Origin of the sequence: Aggregatibacter actinomycetemcomitans DSM 8324, from assembly GCF_000372365.1 — a bacterium.
In the GTDB taxonomy this organism is placed as follows: Bacteria; Pseudomonadota; Gammaproteobacteria; order Enterobacterales; family Pasteurellaceae; genus Aggregatibacter; species Aggregatibacter actinomycetemcomitans.
Map to the genome: position 1 here is coordinate 16,094 of NZ_AQUU01000018.1, position 19,410 is coordinate 35,503.

18 protein-coding genes, 1 pseudogene and 1 riboswitch are annotated in these 19,410 nt (G+C 45.2%); of the genes and pseudogenes, 6 read left to right on the forward strand and 13 right to left on the reverse strand.

Annotation, left to right across the window (positions count from 1 at the left end; all coding sequences use genetic code 11):
• Positions 1–132: 132 nt before the first annotated feature.
• Positions 133–834, reverse strand: a complete 702-nt coding sequence (gene gloB, locus A3CS_RS0109675) for a hydroxyacylglutathione hydrolase (protein ID WP_005545945.1) — start codon at positions 832–834, stop codon at positions 133–135.
• 20 nt (positions 835–854) lie between these two features.
• Here gloB and A3CS_RS0109680 point away from each other — a divergent pair, with 20 nt between their 5' ends.
• Positions 855–1,553: a class I SAM-dependent methyltransferase gene (locus A3CS_RS0109680; protein WP_019518447.1), complete on the forward strand. Its 699-nt coding sequence runs from the start codon at positions 855–857 to the stop codon at positions 1,551–1,553.
• 57 nt (positions 1,554–1,610) lie between these two features.
• On the opposite strand, the gene A3CS_RS0109685 is transcribed toward A3CS_RS0109680, so the two are convergent.
• Together A3CS_RS0109685 and A3CS_RS0109690 are read right to left on the reverse strand one after the other, a co-directional pair.
• Entirely contained in the window at positions 1,611–3,104 is a 1,494-nt protein-coding gene (locus A3CS_RS0109685; RefSeq protein ID WP_019518448.1) for a PTS transporter subunit EIIC, read from the reverse strand.
• A 188-nt stretch (positions 3,105–3,292) separates the two neighbouring features.
• Positions 3,293–3,631 carry a YegP family protein gene (locus tag A3CS_RS0109690; RefSeq protein ID WP_005540212.1) on the reverse strand — a complete coding sequence of 113 codons (339 nt, stop codon included), beginning with the start codon at positions 3,629–3,631 and terminating at the stop codon, positions 3,293–3,295.
• Positions 3,632–3,806: 175 nt separating this feature from the next.
• Between A3CS_RS0109690 and manA the strand changes: the two genes are divergently transcribed.
• The 4 genes from manA to A3CS_RS0109710 all read left to right on the forward strand — a co-directional run bounded on the left by manA (position 3,807) and on the right by A3CS_RS0109710 (position 9,020).
• Entirely contained in the window at positions 3,807–5,012 is a 1,206-nt protein-coding gene (manA, locus tag A3CS_RS0109695; protein WP_005545939.1) for a mannose-6-phosphate isomerase, class I, read from the forward strand.
• Positions 5,013–5,102: 90 nt separating this feature from the next.
• Entirely contained in the window at positions 5,103–6,866 is a 1,764-nt protein-coding gene (ycaO, locus tag A3CS_RS0109700; protein WP_005588961.1) for a 30S ribosomal protein S12 methylthiotransferase accessory factor YcaO, read from the forward strand.
• Positions 6,867–7,036: 170 nt separating this feature from the next.
• On the forward strand, positions 7,037–7,447 hold the full coding sequence (locus A3CS_RS0109705) for a Z-ring associated ZapG family protein (RefSeq protein WP_005545935.1): 411 nt from the start codon (positions 7,037–7,039) through the stop codon (positions 7,445–7,447).
• 190 nt (positions 7,448–7,637) lie between these two features.
• Positions 7,638–9,020, forward strand: a complete 1,383-nt coding sequence (locus tag A3CS_RS0109710; RefSeq protein WP_005545932.1) for a Do family serine endopeptidase — start codon at positions 7,638–7,640, stop codon at positions 9,018–9,020.
• Between the two features lie 97 nt (positions 9,021–9,117).
• Here the strand turns inward: A3CS_RS0109710 and bioB are convergent, their stop codons facing one another.
• From bioB to cas4, 9 genes and pseudogenes are all read right to left on the reverse strand, one after another.
• Complete coding sequence (gene bioB / locus A3CS_RS0109715; protein ID WP_005540274.1) at positions 9,118–10,122, reverse strand: biotin synthase BioB; 1,005 nt, start codon at positions 10,120–10,122, stop codon at positions 9,118–9,120.
• A 44-nt stretch (positions 10,123–10,166) separates the two neighbouring features.
• Complete coding sequence (gene thiQ / locus A3CS_RS0109720; RefSeq protein WP_005567444.1) at positions 10,167–10,814, reverse strand: thiamine ABC transporter ATP-binding protein; 648 nt, start codon at positions 10,812–10,814, stop codon at positions 10,167–10,169.
• Positions 10,798–12,426 carry a thiamine/thiamine pyrophosphate ABC transporter permease ThiP gene (thiP, locus tag A3CS_RS0109725; RefSeq protein WP_005545928.1) on the reverse strand — a complete coding sequence of 543 codons (1,629 nt, stop codon included), beginning with the start codon at positions 12,424–12,426 and terminating at the stop codon, positions 10,798–10,800. The genes thiQ and thiP overlap by 17 nt, the downstream gene beginning before the upstream one ends.
• Positions 12,427–12,434: 8 nt before the next feature.
• Positions 12,435–13,439: a thiamine ABC transporter substrate binding subunit gene (gene thiB, locus A3CS_RS0109730; RefSeq protein ID WP_005540280.1), complete on the reverse strand. Its 1,005-nt coding sequence runs from the start codon at positions 13,437–13,439 to the stop codon at positions 12,435–12,437.
• Positions 13,440–13,460: 21 nt separating this feature from the next.
• Complete coding sequence (locus A3CS_RS0109735; protein WP_005545926.1) at positions 13,461–13,841, reverse strand: bifunctional hydroxymethylpyrimidine kinase/phosphomethylpyrimidine kinase; 381 nt, start codon at positions 13,839–13,841, stop codon at positions 13,461–13,463.
• 116 nt (positions 13,842–13,957) lie between these two features.
• Positions 13,958–14,045: riboswitch (TPP riboswitch) on the reverse strand.
• A gap of 420 nt (positions 14,046–14,465) precedes the next feature.
• Positions 14,466–14,759, reverse strand: coding sequence for a CRISPR-associated endonuclease Cas2 (cas2, locus tag A3CS_RS0109740; RefSeq protein ID WP_005545924.1), 294 nt, complete (start codon positions 14,757–14,759; stop codon positions 14,466–14,468).
• Positions 14,760–14,762: 3 nt separating this feature from the next.
• Positions 14,763–15,776, reverse strand: a complete 1,014-nt coding sequence (gene cas1c, locus A3CS_RS0109745) for a type I-C CRISPR-associated endonuclease Cas1c (RefSeq protein ID WP_005545922.1) — start codon at positions 15,774–15,776, stop codon at positions 14,763–14,765.
• Positions 15,777–15,829: 53 nt separating this feature from the next.
• On the reverse strand, positions 15,830–17,584 hold the full coding sequence (locus A3CS_RS1000000111190; RefSeq protein WP_005545920.1) for an ATP-dependent nuclease: 1,755 nt from the start codon (positions 17,582–17,584) through the stop codon (positions 15,830–15,832).
• Positions 17,574–18,176, reverse strand: a pseudogene (gene cas4 / locus A3CS_RS01000000111130) (CRISPR-associated protein Cas4); the annotation flags it as partial. The pseudogene cas4 and the gene A3CS_RS1000000111190, both read right to left, overlap by 11 nt.
• Positions 18,177–18,193: 17 nt before the next feature.
• Here cas4 and cas5c point away from each other — a divergent pair.
• Positions 18,194–18,667: a type I-C CRISPR-associated protein Cas5c gene (cas5c, locus tag A3CS_RS1000000111740; RefSeq protein WP_231092502.1), complete on the forward strand. Its 474-nt coding sequence runs from the start codon at positions 18,194–18,196 to the stop codon at positions 18,665–18,667.
• Here the strand turns inward: cas5c and A3CS_RS0109760 are convergent.
• Entirely contained in the window at positions 18,586–19,290 is a 705-nt protein-coding gene (locus A3CS_RS0109760; RefSeq protein WP_019518450.1) for a hypothetical protein, read from the reverse strand. The two genes, cas5c and A3CS_RS0109760, sit on opposite strands and share 82 nt — an antisense overlap.
• Positions 19,291–19,410 lie beyond the last annotated feature (120 nt).

Here is a 19,410-nt window from a genome sequence, read left to right on the forward strand (position 1 = left end):
GCTAAAATTCGTCCCACAGAAGTTAAAAATAAAAATTAAAAACGGGCATATTCTAGCTGAATTGCCCGCTTTTAAGCAAATTGAAGCAATAAAAACAGGCTATCAATCTGCGATTTGCAGATTGTCAAATTTCTAAAAATGATCTTTTGCCTGGCGTAATTGCGTAAATTGCGCCAGACTCGTTGCCGTTAAAAACGGATTAATTTGTTTTTCCAAGCCGATGGTGCTCGGCAGGCTTGGCTGATTGGCGGCACGTTGCCGTTCCACCAAAACGCGCTGATTTTCCACCGCACTTTTGTTTGCCCAAACGCTTTCCACGAATTTCAGGTTACTTAAAGTATATTCATGACCCGGACAGACGATGGTTTCGTCAGGCAAGCTGGCAAAACGTTGCATGGCGGCAAACATGGTGGCGTAATCGCCGGTAAATACCCGTCCGCAACCGGCGGAAAATAGCGCGTCACCGCAAAACAAATGCCCGTCCGTTAAATACGCCACATGTTGCGCCGTATGCCCTGCGGCGGGCAACACTTGAATTCGGTAATGTTCGGTGTTAATGTCGCCCTCATTAATGATGTGCGTTGCCCCTTTGGCGGCACATTCGGCGGGGCCGTAAATCGGCACGTCGGGATAACGCGTTTTAAATTCGCCCACGCCACCGACATGGTCATCGTGCAAATGCGTCAGCAACACCGCTTCCGGCGTTAACTGGTGGGTATCCAGGAACCGGAACAACGCTTCACATTCCGGTACATCGACGATTAACGGCGGTAAATTTTCTCGGGCATAAAGCCAAATATAGTTGTCATTTAAGGCAGGAATCGGAATTAACATAGGACCTCGGAGTTACAACGATGTGGCGTGCTAAATATGAAAAATCGCTCACCATGCCAAGCGGCTGGCAGCAGCTTCCCAACGGAAGTGCGTATTGTAACGCATTAAGCGACTATTTTGCGTCTTGGCTTACAAAAATTTGTGGCTACCAAATTCTGAAAATCGGCGGACTCAGCGCGGAAATTACCTGCGATTTGCCGCTGCGCCATCAAATCAGTGTCAATGAAAAAACGCCTCCGAATCTGACCGCACTTTTGGGCGACTATCACTCCGTCGTGCAAAGCAAACTGACCGAATTGCCTTTTATCGAACAACACATCGATGCCTGTATTTTAACCAATACCCTTAATTTTGTGCAGGATCCGCACCAGGTTCTGCGCGAAACCCATCGGGTGCTGGCAGACGACGGTTATTTGTTTCTCAGTCTGTTTAACCCGTTGAGCACTTTTATGTTTAAGACCAGACTGGGGGAATTTCCGTTACGCCATTACTGTGCCTGGCGCGTTGCGGATTGGTTGGAATTATTGAATTTTGAGATTCTGGAACAACAAAATTTGGCGCTGAATGAACGACAAAGCGGCTGGTTTTCGCCGCTTATCGTGATGGTAGCGCAAAAACGTACTTATCCTTTAATCCTCAATCCAAAAAAAGTGCGGTCAAAAATCCCGGCGTTTTTACAACCTGCAGAAGCCTTGAAAGCGGCGGGGGAAAATCCGTAGAAATGAAAAAAACGGCCAGAAAACAAGTTCCGACCGTTTAGTTTTATAATGCACCAGCTAATCTTCTTTGCCTAAAATCTGATTGATTTCGCTCTTATATAACACGGCTTTTGCACCATAAATGGCTTGCACGCCGCCGCCCACTTCCAGCACATCAATGGCACCCAAGGCTTTCAAACGCGGTTTATCCACCAATTTAACGTCCTTCACCGCCACGCGCAGACGGGTAATGCACGCGTCCACATTTTCAATATTCTCACTATTGCCGAGGGCTTTAATGATCTCGTGCGCATTTTCCGTTAACGAAGACGTTTGTTGTTCAACCGCGTCATCCTGCTCTTCTGCACGTCCCGGGGTCATGACGTTAAATTTGGTAATCAGGAAACGGAAGCTGAAATAATACAACGCCGCCCAGCCGATGCCCACCCAAATGACTTTAAGCCAGTTGGTATTGTCGTTGCCTTGTAAGATACCGAACAGCAAGAAGTCGATAAAACCGCCGGAGAAGGTGTTGCCAATGGAAATGTTCAAAATGTCGGCGATGTAGAAGGAAACGCCGTCTAAAAAGGCGTGGAACACATACAACCAAGGAGCGACGAACAAGAACATGAATTCGATAGGCTCGGTAATGCCGGTAATGAAAGAGGTGAGCGCCGCGCCTAAAAATAAACCACCGATGGCGTTACGGCGCGCTTTCGGCACACAGTGATACATTGCCAAACAGGCTGCCGGCAAGCCGAACATCATGGTGTCGAAACGTCCGGCAAAGAAACGCGTACCTTCGGTAAATAGCCCTTGATGGTTCGGATCCGCCAATTGGACGAAGAAAATCTTTTGCGCGCCGATAATGGTTTCGCCGTTGACGATTTCCGTGCCGCCTAATTCGGTGTACCAGAACAGCGGGTAAATCATGTGGTGCAACCCTACCGCGCCGCATAAACGCATTAAGAAACCGTAGAAGAAAGTGCCGATTGCGCCCATAGAAGCGATATGTTCACCCGCAGACAATAACCAATTTTGGAAGGTCGGCCAAATTAAGAAGAAAATCGCTCCCACAAAAATCGCGGCAAATGCCGTCACAATTGGCACAAAACGCGAACCGCCGAAGAAGCCTAAAATTTGCGGCAACTGAATGTTGTGATATTTGTTATGCAGTTTTACCGTAATCAAGCCCATCACCAACGCGCCAATGACGCCCGTATCAATGCTTTTGGTTTCCGGCGAAAACAACGGAATTAACGCCGAAATGGTGCCTGTAATGATCAAATAACCGACCACCGCCGCCAATGCTGCTACGCCTTTATCCCGTTTCGCCAAGCCGATGCCCAAACCGATACACAACAAAAGTGCCAAATTGCCGAACACGACCGAGCCTGCGGCGGACATAATCTGAAAAACGCCCTGCAATGCCGGGTTATCCAATAAAGGATACGCCTGCACAGTGGCTTTATTGGACAACGCACCGCCAATCCCTAACAGCAAACCGGCAGCGGGCAAAATGGCAATAGGCAACATAAATGCCTTTCCGACTTGTTGAAGTTGTTTAAACATAAATTCTCTCCTCTTCACGACGCAATTTATGATTTATCTTGAAATATTTTATGGAGTTACATTTCTAAATATTAACTATTTTTTGGAATATTACTTAAATACTTGACGAAAAAACATGACTGAGATCGCATTTTAAGCAAAAAAAATCGGCACCGAAGTGCCGACAATCCCAATCTATTTTATGTATATTATACGGTAAGATCCCGAATATCTTCGCTGGAAGCGTTGTTCATTACGGACTCTACACCTTTTTGTGCAGCAGCTTGCGAAGAATAATATTGGCTGCGACCGATTTCCTGATGATTTGCCGCTTTTAATACGAAATAAGGCTGATCATTTTTTGTGGTACGAAATTCAAAGTTTTTTGCATCCACTCCGTTTTTTTGCACGGAGGCAATGCCGTTTTGCGCGGAGGCTTTCGATTTGTAAAGCTCGCTGGTTAAAATAATTTGTCCGTTAGTTGCCATTAAATTGAACATAAATTGTCCATCTTTTGCTAATTTTAATTCGTAATATCCTTGTGCCATTTTAATTTCTCCCGGGTTTAATCGTTACTTAACAGTTATTTTGTTCCTTGCCGAAAAGGCATATTTTTGACTCTTTCCCTCAATTAAAAGTTCCTATAAAAAATCGCCTGCACAACCGCCCTCGGCAAAATATGCTAGAATGCGGCCCATTCAAACAAAACATCGGGAGAACATCATGGCCGGAATTTATCCGCTTAACGGCAGCCTTCAACATTATGTATGGGGCGGAGAAAATTACATTCCGAATTTATTGCATATCAATAAAACACAGGCACATTATGCCGAATACTGGCTCGGTGCGCATACTTCCGCGCCGTCACAGGTTGTCACCGCGCAAGGTGAAATGCCGCTGAGCAATTTTTTACAAAAAAATCCGACCGCACTTGGTGCGCAAAGTCGTAGTTTATTTGGTGAAAATCTGCCTTATTTACTCAAAATTTTAGATGTTGCCAATCCCCTTTCCATTCAGTTGCATCCGACCAAAAAACAAGCAGAAATCGGCTTTGCACAGGAAAATGCGGCGGGCATTGCGTTAAACGATCCGAAACGAACTTATAAAGATGATAATCACAAACCGGAAATGATGATCGCACTATCCGATTTCTGGCTTTTGCACGGTTTTAAAACCAAAGATAAGATTCTCGATACCCTTCGCCAACGTCCATCATTAGCGAATTTGGCAACAAAACTTGAATCACAAAATGTATCGGATTTTTACGCCGATCTGATGCTGGCGAAACAGGATCAACTGGCACAATGGCTTTTACCGATTATTGACGCGCAACAAAACGCCTTTGAGCAAAATCAGCTCTCTCCGCAGGATCCCGATTATTGGGTGCTTTACACGCTGCACGCCATGAATATTTCCAGAGATAAACTGGATGCAGGCTTGATGTGTTTCTACCTATTCAACATTGTCAATTTACATGTCGGCGAAGGCATTTTTCAGGCGGCAGGGATTCCCCACGCCTATTTACGCGGTCAAAATATTGAATTAATGGCGTGCTCCGACAATGTGATTCGCGGCGGTTTGACACCGAAGCACGTCGATATTGAGCAATTATTGAACGTTATTGACTACCGCGAAGTGATTCCGCAAGTGATCGCACCCGCACCGAAAGACGCCGTTTATTACACCTATTCAACGCCTGCTGAAGATTTTGCATTGAGCAATTTACGCTATGCGAAAAACACTGAATTTTCTGACCGCACTTTAAACGGCACAATTCTGTTTGTGATGGAAGGTGAAATGACACTGGAAGGCGACGGGCAAAAACTCACCTTAAAGCAAGGACAGGCGGCGTTTATTGAAGCGGATACAGAATACCACGTACAGGGCACTCAAGCAGGCTATGCCGTGCTAGCGGGCGTACCCACTTAGTTTTTTTACTTTTCTTCACTCCTTCGTTCACGAGGGAAGAAACGTGTTTTTACAAACATTTATGATGTCACACACAATATAGGAACGACTATGACACAACAAACTTTTATTCCCGGCAAAGATGCCGCCCTTGAGGAAAGTATTGAAAAATTTCAGCAAAAACTGACCGCACTTGGCTTTCATATTGAAGAAGCTTCGTGGTTAAATCCGGTGCCGAACGTGTGGTCGGTGCATATTCGCGACAAAGACTGCCCGCAATGTTTTTCCAACGGTAAAGGCGCCAGCAAAAAAGCGGCGTTAGCATCGGCATTGGGCGAATATTTCGAGCGACTTTCCACCAATTATTTCTGGACGGATTTCTATTTAGGGCAAAGCATTGCCAACAGCGATTTTGTGCATTATCCGAACGAAAAATGGTTCCCCATTGAAGATGAAGCCCTGTTACCACGCGGCATTTTAGACGATCATTTATTTGAACATTTCGATCCGAATCAGGAACTTACGCCTGAACTTTTGGTGGATTTGCAATCAGGCAATTACGAACGTGGCATTGTCGCCGTGCCCTATGTACGCCAATCGGATCAACAGGCGGTGTATATTCCGCAAAATATCATTTCCAATCTGTACGTCTCTAACGGCATGTCCGCCGGTAACAGCCAATTTGAAGCACGTGTGCAAGGTTTATCGGAAGTGTTTGAACGCTATGTAAAAAACAAAATCATCGCCGAATCCATCAGTTTGCCGCTTATTCCGCAAGACGTGATGGCACGTTATCCGTCTATTCAGGCATCCATTGAAAAGCTGGAACAGGAAGGCTTCCCGATTTTGGCGTATGACGCGTCTCTCGGCGGAAAATATCCGGTGATTTGTGTGATTTTACTCAACCCGACCAATGGCACCTGCTTCGCTTCCTTCGGTGCGCACCCGAAATTCCAAGTGGCATTGGAGCGCACCGTTACCGAATTATTGCAAGGTCGCAGCTTAAAAGATTTGGATGTATTCGCGCCGCCGTCTTTCAATAATGACGATGTCGCTGAACACGCCAATCTGGAAACCCACTTTATCGATTCCAGCGGTTTAATCTCTTGGGATTTATTCAAAAACACGCCGGATTACGACTTCGCCGACTGGAATTTCTCCGGTAAAGACACCCACGAAGAATACGACAATCTGATGGCGATTTTCCGTGCGGAAAACAAAGAAGTTTACATTATGGATTACAACCATTTGAGCGTTTATGCCTGCCGTATCATTGTGCCGGGCATGTCCGATATTTATCCTGCCGACGATTTAATTTACGCCAACAGCAACATGGGCATGGACTGGCGCGAAATTCTGTTGGATTTACCGCATTTCCACCATGAAAAAGAAACCTATCAGGAATTGTTGGAAGAACTGGATGAGCAAGGCATTGACGACGCCATCCGCGTACGCGAATTTATCGGCATCGTGGCGCCCAAAGGCAGCGGCTGGACAACATTGCGCATCGGCGAATTAAAATCCATGCTTTACCTCGCCTTGGGCGATCTGGAAATGGCGCTGGATTGGGCAAACTGGGCATACAACATGAACGGCTCCGTATTCACCGCCGAACGTGCCAACTATTACCGTTGTTTAATCAGTAGCCTTGAGTTGTTCATGGATGGCAATCGCGATCCGCAACAATACCGCATGGTGTTCGACAAAATGTACGGCAAAGACGCCGTTGAATTTGCCTGGAACGCCATTCAGGGCGGCAATCCGTTCTACAACCTACCAGCCGGCGACGAAACCCTCGCCACGTTTAGCGAACATCAAAAGCTGCTGGCGGCATACGCCAAATTGCAAAAAGCCAAACGGGAAAATTGGCAATAAAGTGCGGTGTTTTTTTTAAATGTTTTTAAGGGCGAAGAAATTGATTCACCCTTTTATTTTCTGTGAATATTTTTAAGTAAATCTTCGTTCTGTGATCTAACACATGGAAATATCAACACGTTCAAGCTATGATTAGCAAACTGTTCCCCATAAATTATAGGAGTTTATTTATGCAAACCTGGACAGCAGAAATGTGGCAAGCGGCGTTAATCGGTTTAGTGATCGGTTTCATTATCGGCTATTTCTTATTACGCATCACCAAAGAATCCGCCAAAAAACAAGTGAAAACCGAAGCGGAATTACGCGTAGCAAAAGAACAACTGGAAAGCCAAAAACAGCAGCTGGAAAAACATTTTGCCGAAAGTGCCGACTTGTTGAAATCTCTCGCGCAGGATTATCAAAAACTGTATCAACACTTCGCGCAATCCTCTACCCGATTATTACCTGAACTGAACGATAACTCACTGTTTCAACATGATTTATTAGACGACAAAGACAACCCTATGAACTCACAAAATACCGACGACCAACCAAAAGATTATTCGGGAGGATCATCCGGCTTATTCAAAGCGGAAAAATAGTTATTTATTAAGCTAAAAACCAATATAAGTGCGGTCATAAAATTTGATTTCCAGAGTGACCGCACTTTTTTATTTTTTATCTGAAAAGCCGTACAACCCACCGAACATTCAAGGATTTTTTTTGTCATAGCAGTTACCGAAATCGCATGGAAATTTCGAGTATGTTAATGTTTATTGGAGAACACATTTAATGAAAAAACACAATTTTGTATTAACAAGTATCGCGCTCGGATTGAGCCTGTTAAGCACACCTATGTTAAGCCAAGCAGAAATTCCCGCTATTGTTGAAGAACAACAAATGCCAAGTCTGGCACCAATGTTGGAAAAAGTGTTACCTTCCGTTGTTTCCATTTCAGTAGAAGGCAAACAAAAAACTCGCTCCGCACAACAATTTGACGACATTCCCGAGGAATTCAGATTTTTCTTTGGCCCTGATATGTTTGACCGCGATCGTGCGCCGCGTAACTTTAGGGGAATCGGTTCCGGTGCAATCATCAATGCAGAAAAAGGTTACGTTTTAACAAACAACCATGTGATTAAAGATGCAGATAAAATCACCGTTCAGTTACAAGATGGTCGCGAATTTAAAGCCAAAGTCATCGGCGCAGACGAACTGTCCGATGTGGCATTAATTCAAATAGAAAAACCGAAAAATCTGACCGCACTTAAAATCGCCGATTCCGACAAATTACGCGTGGGCGATTTCACCGTGGCAATTGGTAATCCATTTGGTTTAGGTCAAACCGTGACCTCCGGGATTGTTTCGGCGTTAGGGCGCTCCACAGGATCCGACAGTGGAATGTACGAAAACTATATCCAAACTGATGCGGCAGTCAATCGTGGTAACTCAGGTGGTCCATTAATCAATTTGAACGGCGAATTAATCGGCATTAATACCGCCATCATCTCCCCGAGCGGCGGTAATGCGGGTATCGCCTTCGCGATTCCGAGCAACATGGCGAATAACCTGGTTCAACAAATTCTTGAATTCGGTGAGGTGCGTCGCGGCATGTTAGGCATTAAAGGCGGCGAATTAAACGCTGATTTAGCACAGGCTTTCGACATTGAAGCAAAAAAAGGCGCTTTCGTAAGTGAAGTCATTCCGGGTTCTGCCGCAGATAAAGCCGGCTTGAAAGCAGGCGATGTGATTACAGCCATAAACGGACAATCTATTTCCAGTTTCGCCGAAATGCGCGCTAAAATCGCCACGTCCGGTGCAGGCAAAGAAATTGAGTTAACGTATTTACGTGATAGCAAGTCCAACACCACAAAAGTAGTCTTACAATCCGATGACAAAATCCAAACCAGTGCCGGCAATTTGCTCCCTGCACTAGACGGCGCGGAATTAAATAATTACGACGAAAAAGGCCTTAAAGGCGTATCTGTGGGCAAAATAAAAACCGGTTCTTTGGCAGAACAACGTGGTTTAAAAACCGGTGATGTGATTATCGGAATCAATCGCCAGAAAATAGAAAATCTCGGACAACTGCGCAAAGAGTTAGATAAAAAACCGTCTGCCGTTGCCTTGAACATTATTCGTGGCGATAGTAACTTCTATTTACTGGTGCAATAATCTGCAATAAAAATACCAATCCGCACGTAAAACGTGCGGTTTTTAGGCTACCCTATAAGGGCTTAGTACTTCACATGCCCTTCAAAGGAATCCACCATTAACGCAAATACTTATTCTCTTCCGTCTCCGGTTCTAAATCGAGTTTTTCCATCAGCAGACGGTCGCCGTCTTCTTCCGGGTTGCCGGTGACGAGGAGTTTGTCGCCGTAGAAAATGGAATTAGCGCCTGCCATGAAGCACATTGCCTGCATTTCTTCGCTCATGCCCTGGCGACCGGCGGATAAGCGCACATAGCTGTTCGGCATGGTGATACGCGCCACGGCGATGGTGCGGACAAATTCCGTCCAATCCAGTTCTTCTGCATCGGCAAGCGGCGTGCCTTCAATTTTCACTAATTGGTTAATCGGAACGGATTCCGGTTGCGGATCCAAATTGGCAAGGCTGGCGATAAGCCCCGCCCGTTCTTTGCGGGTTTCGTTCATGCCGACAATGCCGCCACAGCATACTTTCAAGCCCGCTTTGCGTACTTTGCCCAAGGTGCTGATACGATCATCGAAACGGCGTGTGCCGATAACTTCGCTGTAATGCTCCGGCGCGGTATCTAAATTGTGGTTGTAATAATCCAAGCCTGCGTCTTTTAATTCTTCCGCCATGCCGTCTTGCAATAAGCCGAAGGTGCCACAGGTTTCCATGCCGAGGGCTTTCACCGCCTTGATAATTTCCGTCACTTTGGCGATGTCTTTCGGTTTCGGTCCGCGCCACGCCGCGCCCATACAAAAACGCCCCGCCCCACGGGCTTTGGCAATTTTCGCTTTGGCGACGATTTCTTCCACGTCCAATAATTGCTGATTTTGCACGCCCGTTTGATAACGCGCCGATTGCGGGCAATAACCGCAATCCTCAGGACAGCCGCCGGTTTTAATGGACATTAAGGTTGAAAGCTGAATGGCGCGTGGATTGAAATTCTGACGATGCACTTGCGCCGCGCGGTAAACCAAATCTAAAAACGGGGTTTCAAACAACGCTTCTACTTTGCACACCGACCAATATTCCACGCTCGGGTGCGGGGTGATGGAGTAAATTTGCAGGGTACTGGTTAACATAGGTCTCCTTGAATGAATCTTTTTAATAGAAAGTGCGGTACATTTTAGGCGCATTTTTCTGAGTGAGTTATCCGACCATTTTCCACCTGCAGAATGCGATCCACTTTTCCTGCCAGCTCCGAAGGTTGATGGGTAACAAGCAACAAGGTTAAGTGTTTGCTACGGCAGAGTTCATCGATCAGGTTTAACATTTCCATGCGCAATTCGGGGTCGAGGGCGGAGAAAGGTTCGTCCAGTAACAAAATCGGCTTATCGCGCAACAAACAGCGCGCCAGCGCCACCCGTTGTTTTTGCCCGCCGGAAAGGCTGTTCGGCAGGCGGGACAAAAACGCGCCTAATCCCACGGCATCGGCGACCTGCGCCAATTGTTGTTGCTCAAGTGCGGTCAGTTTTAAGGACGTTTTTAAGCCCAACGCCAGATTTTGTTGCACCGTTAAATGAGGAAACAGGTTATTCTCCTGAAACAACATGGACACCGGTCGTTCATAAGGGGCGCTGCGGGTATGGTTTTCGCCGTTCAGCCAAATCTCGCCACGCGTTGGCAACACAAAGCCCGCGATGAAATTGAGTAATGTGCTTTTGCCTGCGCCGCTAGGACCGACCATGGCAACAAGTTCCCCCGCCGCTACCTGTAAGTCAAATTCCATAGGCAAAGCGTCGTCGGCTAAAAATACGTTATCTAAGCGAATCATATTGTTCCTTTTGATTTTCAATTAAGGCGAAAATCCCCCCGCATAATAACAGTAAAATGCCTGCCGTCACTGCGGCGTCTTGGTGGCGATAGCTACCTAATTGTTGATATAACAAATGGGGCAACGAGGTGAAATCCTGATTGCCGAACAGCGCAATGGCGGTGAAATCCCCCAAAGATAGCGCAAATGCTAGGGCGAAAGCATATTTTAGCGGCGCACGAAGATCATGCCATTCAATCAGCCGAAAACGCCGCCAGCCGAGAATACCAAGGGAATTGCACAGGCGTTCGTAATACAACATATTGTTATTAAAGGGTTCGGTGAGAATACGTAACACGAACGGCATGGCGCTCAAAGCATTACAGACGACCACAATGGCGAATAAATAAGCGTTGTTAAAATCAATTTCGCGCAGCAATAAAAACAAGCCCATCGCCAATACCAAAATGGGAATTGCCAAAATCACCATGCCCGCATTGATGATAAATTGCGCGGTTTTCACATAATACAGCCATTGCAAACGACGGGATAACAGCAATAACGCCACCGCCATCAGCAACGCCAGCAGCGCAGATGTCGGCGCAATGGTTAACGAATAGCCCAAGGCTTTCCACAGTTGCGGGTTGTGCCACGCCGTGAATAATTTTTCCGACGCCAGCGCGCTCACCATAATATTCAGCAACGGCGATAACATAAACAACAGAAACATCACCAGCAAAAAAACGTGGAAAATTTTGACCGCACTTTTGGAGCTATCAAGCCAGCGATAAGGGCTGCTTAACGCAGTTTGTGCGGTGGAACTAAACAGACTGCCAAGACTGAATAACAGCAGGCAAAATACGAATTGCAACAAAGCAAACAGCGCCGCTTTCGGCAAATCGAATTCAAACAGGATCGCCTGATAAATCGCCGTTTCCAGCGTGGTATATTGCGGCCCGCCGCCGAGGGTCAGCACCACGGTGAAACTGGTGAAACAAAGCATGAAAATCAGGCTAAAGGTCGGCAGAATTTGGCGGCGCAAATAATACCATTCCACCAAGCGCACAAAACGCCAGCCGCGAATATTCAGCTGCGCAGCCAGTTGGCGTTGTTCGTAAGGAATAGCTTTCAGACTTTGCAAAAATAACTTAGCAGCAAGCGGAATATTAAAGAAAAGATGAGCGGTTAGAATACCTGATAAGCCGTAAATGCTGCCCTGCCAGGTTTCGCCGAACAAGCCGAGACTTTGCGCAATCCAGCCGGAAGCGCCGTAAATACCGATTAAGCCGAAAATCGCCACCAACACCGGCAGCACAAAGGTCAGAGACATGATTCTGAGCAAAAATGATTTGCCGGGAAAATCCACATAATAAAAGGCACGGGCTAACAGCACGCCGAAAAACAGCGATAACAGCGCAGAAAGCAACGCCTGCCCGAAACTAAAGGCGATAACGTGATGTAAATAGACATCGGAAAAGATGCTTTGCCACTGAAACTCACTACCCTGCGCCAACACCGCACGCAGGGCGAAACCATAAAGCAAGGAAATCAACAACATCACCGCAACACCGCTCACGTAATGACGAGGGCGGAATTGCGGATTGACGAATAAGGATGGAGACGACAAAAACATCGTTCAGGTTATTGCGTTAAGGTGGTTTGCCATTGGCTGATCCAGCTGCGTAATGCTTCCGGAGTGACATTGGAGGTATTCAGGAAAGATTGCCGTAACAATTTTTCTTTTAACGCATTAAAGTGCGGTTCAACAGGCGCGTGAATCACCGGCAACATCACGTTAGCCGTCACAATATGCTTCTGCGCTTCCGGCGTAATGAGAAAATCCATAAATTGATCGGCGCATTGATTTTTGTGTTCGGCAATGCGTGCCGCCAGTTCCACCTGCGTTAAATTGCCTTCGGCAAATTCGGTGGCGGCGTAATTGTCTTTATTTTCAGATAATTGATGATACAAGGGCGAAGTGCTGTAACTTAACACTAAATCCGCCTCGCCTTTCAGGAATGCGCCGTAAGTGTCCGACCAGCCTTTCCCTACCGTCACCGTGTGTTTCGCAAGTTGCTGCCACGCCTGCGCCACTTGCTCCGCCGGGTAAACGGCATTCATCCACACCAATAAACCGCGTCCGACGCTACTGGTGCGCGGGTCTTGATAAATCACGCGTAAATCTTCACGTTCCACCAATTCTTTCAGGCTTTTCGGCGGATTTTTCAGTTTATTTTTATCATACACAAAAGCATAAGTGCCGAAGTCGTAAGGCAAGAAGCTGTTGTCCGCCCACTGACTCGGCAGCGAAAGTTTGCTCAAATCCACCTTGTTCACATCAAACAAGTTGCTTTTTTTCGCTTCATCCAACACGAAATTATCCAGCCCCAACACAATATCCGCTTTGGTTTTATGCCCTTCCAAACGCACGCGATTAAACAACGTGCCGCCACTTTCAAAAGGCATGTAATTCACCACGCAACGGGGAAAATTTTGTTCAAACGCCTGCTTAAGTTTCGGACCTGCGCCCCAATCGGAAGTGAAGGAATCGTAAGTGTAAATGTTCACGTTTTCCTTCTGATTATCGGCAAACACCGTGCCTGCCGTTAAAGAAAGTGCGGTCAAAAATAAAAGTGTTTTTTTCATTTGTCTGTTCCTCTGTTTGAATTAATCCTTGTCGTGATTAGTCGATTCGTGCCCGATATTTACTGGCTGACTGGTGGCTGCCATGATGTAATCTTTCGCAGTTTTGATCGCTTGTTTAACACTAATGCTTTTGGCAATCATCACCGAAGTCTCCACCAGCCCGACCGGCATACCGATTTTAAAGGTGCGAATATCAAAATCTGTCACAATGGTTTTCAGCTGACATTGGATGGTTTTGAGTGACACAGCGTAAATATCAACCACGTTCAAGGTATTTTGCGCGGCCACCGATGTACCAAATGACATCCTGTGCATTTGGAACATCTTCAAATCCGCCTGAACCCGGGCACCGCCGCCGCTGTCCGAACCGGCGATGGTCAACGCTTGCGCAACCTTACTCATCACGCCCTCCGTTATTTACAAATAACGGACAACAAAAACCATATTGCATAATTTTTCTTTTTTTAACGAAAAAAAGATAATCAGCAATAATGACGATGAAGAGAAAAAGAAAGGAAATATGATTTCTGTTAGTTTCCTACGTCAGTATTAACTGTATCAGGTTCACGGGTATCATCTCAGCACAAAGCACCCCGACTAATAACGGGCTTCAGTCTATATATTTTGCGGAGGAAGGGCAAGGAGTTTTGTGTTGGTTTGCGGGAAAAGAAAAACACCTTATTTTTATAAGGTGCTTAGTTTAGTTGGTGTCAGAGTTCAGATGTAACAAAGCGCCTATTTCAAAACAGAGCCATGCGAAGATGGCTGCGGGTATTGGCTAACCAATTCCAGGTGCCGGTAGTGTTTCAACACACAGCCACCTGAAGGTGGCTGCTCCCTATATGAAAAAACAAGAAAAATCAGTAGATTACTTCCTGTATTTCGCTAACTTATTTCAAAATAGAGAGTGGGATAAGTATAACGGGCATGTCGTCGTTATACAAATGAATTAACTGTTCCAAATTGTTAAAGAAAATCAGGATCGCCAGCCTGACGGGAATTTGATGAGAACTAGGAGTTAGCGAGCTAGACAACAAGCACATCTTTAAACACATCCACCGCCGGTTTCGCCCCGTGGTGTTCCACTTTGCGTCTCCATTTGCTGCCTAGGTGATAAAATCGCAAACTATCACAATCCGGATCATAAGTCGCCAGTAGCTTAGCCTTCAATTTTACCCATTGATCCGGCGTTACATCGCATTCAAACACCGAATATTGCGCCCGTACGCCATAATCCAGACAATGCTTCGCAATACGGCGCAACCTGGTTTTTCCCTCCGGGTCTTCTAAAGAAATATCATAGGTAATCAACATTAACATTTTTCACCTCATCAAAAACGGCGGATATTCGGCTAAATCCCTACGTAAATGGCGTGATAACAACATAGCCTGAATATAGGGCAATAAACCGATTTCCACCTCTTCGCCCAAAAACGGATGAACGATTTTCTCCTGTTTTTTCGCCTGCAACGCCTGAAACAACAATTTTCTGGCTTCAGATTTTAAGGTTACCGCACCACCCGCCTCATTAATAAAATCCGCCGGTTTAATCTGCAAGCGATTAATCATACTTAACACCATACGATCAACCCACCAAGCGCGAAATTCTTCCAAAATATCCTGCGCTAGGCTGTCCCTGCCTGGTCGGTCGGCGTGCAGAAAACCGACCTGAGGATCCAGACCTACGCCTTGCAGCGCGCCGCTAATATCTTTCCCCAAAACACTATATAAGAAAGAAAGCAAAGCATTCACACCGTCTCTGGGCGGGCGACGATTTCGACCGCCAAAATGAAACCCGGTATTCTCACGAATAAGCAGATTAAATACGCCGAAATAACGTGCCGCCGCATCGCCTTCGATACCGCGAACCTCATCAAGATTTTCGGCTTGAGCCAATTGCCGTAAAGAAACATTCAAAGAATCGACCGCACTTTGTAGCTGAGCATTTTCCCCATAATTGCGAATTTGCCGCTGCAGCACCCGCTTACTCGCCTGAATCTTCGCCGCGATGATATTGCGCGCAATCGGCACAGGGTTTTGCTCCGACACCCGATACTGCGCCCGCCGCAGCAGCACATTACCGCTTTGCCGCCTCTGAAGCCGCCCCAAGAAACGCCCGTTTTCGGTAAAAAACGCCAGATTGACATTGTTCTCCCCGCAAAATCCCAAGAGAAACGGCGACACCAGCACATTGCCGAAACAGAAAATATGTCCGATGGAATGCACCGGCAGTTGCGCCACTTTCTTCTTTTCCTGCTCCACTACCAACGTCTCCCGCTCCTTATGCAGATAACTGCCCTGAGTGGTGATATAGAGCGTGTTTTGCAGTTTCCGCATGGGTGGCTCCTAAAATTTTTCTTACTTCAATTAACTAGCAATTATAATTTTGATTATTGATATATTTTTCTGATTTTTTCTTCAAAACTTGGGGATAGTTTAAAACTATCAGATTTTATATATTGCAAGGCCTGAAAAGGCTTCCCTGATTTACCACATTCATAACCAAGCTCTTCTTCAATGTCATTTATAAGCATAATAGAATGACCTAACTCTTCTTCAATAGAAGATAAAATTTTATTAGTCAGTTTAGTGGCAACAGCTTTATCATTTTCAGATTTTCTATCTTGATGATCTTGATCATATATAGTGATATATTTTATCTTAAATTTATTTAATAATTTCAAGTACAAAGGTATATTTCCTTTTGAGCCACAATCAATAACCGTGTAACCATGCCTGAAAATACCAAGCTGTTTGGCTAATGCAGGAATAATTATTTTATCAGTAGCCCCTTCAACCAAAATTACCTTTTCCGCAAAGAACAACTCACTTCTATCCGGGTTAATCCAATAAGATAAATTCCAATTTTCTTGCTCATTACCATCAAATAAATCATCTTCACATTGTGTTACTTTACTACCAAATTCTTCATTCTCTTTTTTAATAATATAGATAGACTTATATCTATCCATATTAATAAGATTACTTGAATGTGTGCATAAAATTACTTGACTACCTGTTTCTGAAAGATTTATGAAGCTATCAAATAAAACTCGTTGAGCTTGCGGGTGTAGATATAGTTCTGGTTCTTCAAAAATAAAATAGCGAGATTTTGAGACCGCCCGATTTGTTATTTCAGGATTTTGAGTAATCTGCAACTGACGTTTTGCAATTAACTGTATAAGCGCAATAGTTACTGCACGTTGTAAACCATGTCCCTTGCGTGCAATATCTGTACGAGTGCCATCATTAATCCATACTGAAGCATTAGATTTTAAAATGGAGTCAATATCAGGAGTATTTAATTCAATATCAAAATAGGCATTCCAAGATGATAATTCTTGCGATAACGCATTCTCTAAATCTAATAACTGTTTTGGTCTGTCTGTATTTTCTTTGCCATCAATGTATTTACTAAACTTAGAAAATAAATTTACTAATTGCTGTTTTGTTCCTTGCCAATGTTCATTATATTGAGACATTGACTCTACAACTTCGCCAAGTAATTTACCGAAAACGCTACTATCTTTTGATGTAAAATCATCTGTTGCGTTTTTAACGGCAGGCAGAAAATAAACTTCACCAAAAATGCCTTTAGCAACAGATTTCAGCCCCATGAAATTTGTTTTTTCTAATTCATAACTGAATGTTAGATCCAAAATATTTGATTGTATATATTTTTGTTGAGCCTCAATAACTTGTGCCTTAGATAGCTTTCCAGTACTAGGTAAATACTGATAAAAAGGCAAACTATTAGCGATCTCTCGCTTAGTATAATTCCCAGCGTTTTCTTCTTTTAGGAAGTCTTCTGAACAACTTTGTATCCAACCTTTATATTCAAAACTACCACCCAAATAAGCACTTTTCCTAACCATAATAATCCCTTGCTTAGTTAGATATTTTTCAAATGTTGTTTGATCTTGAATATCTAAATCAGCAAATTCAATATCAACAAAAAGCTCTTGAGCACCTTGTGAGAAATCTAAATCTTGATGTTTAATTTCACCAAAAAAGAATAGAATCGCTGATAATAAATTAGATTTGCCATGATTATTTTGTCCAATAATAATCATCAAGTCTTGTGCTGAAATTCTTAGCTCTTTGATAGAACGCCAGTTTTTAATTTCAATTGTTTTAATTTTCATATTTTTTCCTTATTTCAAGATACTCAAATAATTCATCTACATACCCCGCCGACCTATCCCGTTTCCCCAACAATGCCGGCTGGCAAATCTCCACCAGCGAGCAGGCCTTGCAGCGTTTGCCGTAGTCGGGTGGCGGGGTTTGTCCGCTTTCCAGTAATCCACGGACGGCGGCGATGGTGGCTAGCGTGCGGGTGCGGAGGTCGTCTGAAAAGACGACGGGGACACGGTGGCGGGTTTGCATATACCACAGCGCGCCCTCAAGGACGGTTTGCCCCGTCATTTCCTCCAAACACAGCCCTTGGGCGCAAAGCTGGATTTCGTCCATAGGCTCAAGTTTGGGCTTGCCGCGTTTATATTCCACGGGTTTCAGACGACCTGTTTTCGCCTCGACCTCCACCAAATCCAGCACGCCGCTGATGCCCAGTTTCTCCGCCGAAACGTGAACGGTACGCTCAAAGCGCACGCCCTTGCGCGTCTCCGGTTCGCCCGAATCCACCCGTTCGTGTAGCGCGCTGCCTTGCGCGGTCAGATAATTCTCCGCCCACGCCTGTTCGTTGTGGATTAGGGCACACTAGCGCGGACAAAAGGCGTACCCGACCCGAACTCAAAGTGGAACGTGTCAGCTATCCGGTTATTACACCGTCTGCCGCCAGAAATATCTTGATGGCGATATTGTGGAAGCCGGCGATCCGCTGGCGCGTGTTTGAGATAGAAATCTTAAAACCGATTCAATGGATTAATGTTCGACGTAATGAATTAGGTAGTAAAGCAACAAGAGATGCTGAATGTTTATACATAGATGATTTAAGATATGATGAAAAATCAGATAGTTTTAAACTAAAGCATCGCCAGCAGCGCGCTTCAATGTTGCTCAAAGATGTGGCTTATCGTATTCACGCTGATTTTGAAATGACAAAGGAAGCAGGCGAAAGCGATAACTATATGAAATTCGCTGAAATGTTCAAACGACGTGCCAAAAAAGGACAGTATTTTCATCAACCTTATTTGGGCTGTCGTGAGTTCCCCTGCCATTTCAGGCTACTTGAAAAAGCCGAAGACGGCTTGTCGGTCTGGCCAAAATGATTATCGGGTGGCGACGGATAACGATAGTCATCCAAGGTTTTCTGCCAATCCGATTCCACCACGCCGTCAAGATGTCGTCTGAAAAAATCGTCTAGCTCATTTGCCTGGACGATTTTTGGCGATTTGTCTCCGTTTTCATGAATAAGCGGAATAAACGGCACAATCAGTGCCACACCCTGATTGTCAATCAGGCGAAAGCGTTCGGCTGCGGTACGAAATTTGATTGCCAAAGGATTGTCATTTGAAAATTCTGCGGTCAAAAGCTCTGTGATTTTGTGTTTATCCAAATCGCCTTTGCTATTGAAGCGACGGAAATATTCGGCAAATGCCAATGGAGAAAGCGGGTCGGCAAGCAAACCTGCCTTCAGCATTTCTTCGGTAATGTCCTGCCCCTGTTTCAGGCTGCCGCTTGGCGCGCCTTGCTCGGCACGAAAAACGATGACTTCGCCCAAATCCGGCAATTTTCCTTCGCGGTTGCACCGTCCTGCTGCCTGAGCAATGCTGTCAAGCCCTGCCATCGCCCGATAAACGCAGGGAAAATCCAAATCGACTCCTGCTTCAATCAGTTGGGTACTGACCACCCATAAAGGCTTTTTCAGACGACCTTCGCGATACAGTTCCAAATAACGGCGAACCAGTGTAAAACACCGAACAAAATGAGAAAAAGGAATAAACTAGGGAGAATGTTGAATCAAGCGGGAATAAGTGGAACAAAACCAATGAAAACAAGGGCGCAAGAAAAA